The 1261-nt window shown below is 32.3% G+C and carries 1 protein-coding gene; it reads right to left on the minus strand.

What is annotated here, in order from left to right; genetic code table 11:
- Positions 1-133 precede the first annotated feature (133 nt).
- On the minus strand, positions 134-1165 hold the full coding sequence (locus L988_RS05740) for an efflux RND transporter periplasmic adaptor subunit (protein WP_047382485.1): 1032 nt from the start codon (positions 1163-1165) through the stop codon (positions 134-136).
- Positions 1166-1261 lie beyond the last annotated feature (96 nt).

Here is a 1261-nt window from a genome sequence, read left to right on the forward strand (position 1 = left end):
AAGCAGTTCAGATTTCATTGATAACATTGAAACAATCCCTAAGAATACCATCGAAACCATCACCATTACCGTTGCAACTGGTCTACGTATAGCAATACCTGCTAATGACATATATATTTCACCTCTTCAATTTCTATTTTGTTTCGTTATTTATTGTAACTTCGTCTCCATCAGCTAATCCAAATATACCATCAGCTACAATCAAATCTCCCACTTGCAACTCTTTTGATATAATTTCAATGTTTGGTTTTACAGTAGCCCCTGTTTTTACCTCTACTCTTTTTACTTTTCCATTCTCTATTTTATAAACATAACTTAATAAATCTCTTATAAATACAGATTCTTGTGGAACAACTAAGCTCTCTCTTTTTTCTGTAGGTATAACTACTTTTGTATACATTCCATCTTTTAATTCTTTTGATTTATTATCTACCGATAATTTTACTGGGAATTTCTTTGTTTCAGAGTCTGCTATTGGATTGATTGATTTAATCTTTCCATCAAACTCTTTCCCACCTAAATCAGATACCATTAAAGTTACTGGTGAACCCTCTTTTACACTGCTCAGCCAGTATCCTGGGAAGTCTACAGTTATCTCCATCATGTTCTCATCTACAACTGTAAATACTGTTGAATTCGCTTCTACTATATTCCCTGATTTAAGATTTAGATTTCCTACTAATCCTGTTATCTCAGATCTTCTTGTTAATTTATTAAAATTAGATTCTTTCGATGCATAATCCGCTACCGCATTTGTATAGGCATCTCTATAACTTAAAAATTCAAGTTGTGACACCATTTGCTTTTCGTAAAGCTTATTAAATTTTTCATAGTTATTTTTTGTTGATTGTAAATTAAATTTAGCTGCCTCAAAACTTGATTGAACTTTAGCATCTGTAAATCTTACTATAACCTCACCCTTGTTAACAAAATCTCCGTTCTTCTTTAGTACAACTGCTACCGTACCTTGAGTATCTAGTGTATGATTAACTTTTTCTTGTGGAACTAAGCTTCCATCTGTCGTATACACATCCGCTACTTCTTCTTTAACTATTTTTGTTACTACTACTGGTTTTTTTGGTTTTTCTACTACTGCTTCCTCTTTTTTTCCACATGCAGTTATTAACATCGCTGCTGCTGATAATATGAATAATCCCTTCTTCATGTTTCCTCCTAATATTAAATAAGTGATGATCTGTACGTTTCAAATGCTACATAGTAATTTAATACTGCTGAGTTATAATCTACAGCTGCTTGTCTA

Origin of the sequence: Cetobacterium sp. ZWU0022 (genome assembly GCF_000800875.1) — a bacterium.
Classification (GTDB): Bacteria; Fusobacteriota; Fusobacteriia; order Fusobacteriales; family Fusobacteriaceae; genus Cetobacterium_A.

Coding starts and splice junctions, on each gene's coding strand:
- L988_RS05740 (WP_047382485.1), bottom strand. CDS start 1,165: ATGAAGAAGGGATTATTCATATTATCAGCAGCAGCGATGTTAATAACT.